Source organism: Gordonia asplenii, assembly GCF_012933505.1.
Classification (GTDB): Bacteria; Actinomycetota; Actinomycetes; order Mycobacteriales; family Mycobacteriaceae; genus Gordonia; species Gordonia asplenii.
This window is the reverse complement of the sequence record NZ_JABBNB010000122.1, coordinates 1-275: the sequence shown is the minus strand read 5'-3', so window position 1 is coordinate 275 and position 275 is coordinate 1. Positions and strand designations below refer to the sequence as shown.

At 71.6% G+C, this 275-nt stretch carries 1 protein-coding gene; it reads left to right on the top strand.

Annotation, left to right across the window (positions count from 1 at the left end):
* On the top strand, positions 1-259 hold a 259-nt coding region (locus tag HH308_RS29450; protein ID WP_376767320.1), incomplete at its 5' end, for a hypothetical protein.
* Positions 260-275: the final 16 nt, after the last annotated feature.

The following is a 275-nucleotide window of genomic DNA, read 5'->3' as shown; positions in this document are numbered from 1 at the left end:
GCGCGCCGGACCCGGCCTCGACCTGTTCCCCGGACTGGCCCGCTACACCTTCCTCCCCACCACCCCGACCGCTGCGGCCACCCCGCCCCGCCCGCGCGCCACCAGCAGTCGCCGACACTGCACACTACGCAAACACCACCTCCGCAAAGCAGAACGCGACCGCAACCGCGCCGCACGACTAGCCCACGCCGCCCACCCCGACCCCACCAGCATCTACAGCCGCCTCACCCCAGACGACGACGGCGACCCACCCTACTAACCAGCACCATCCCACT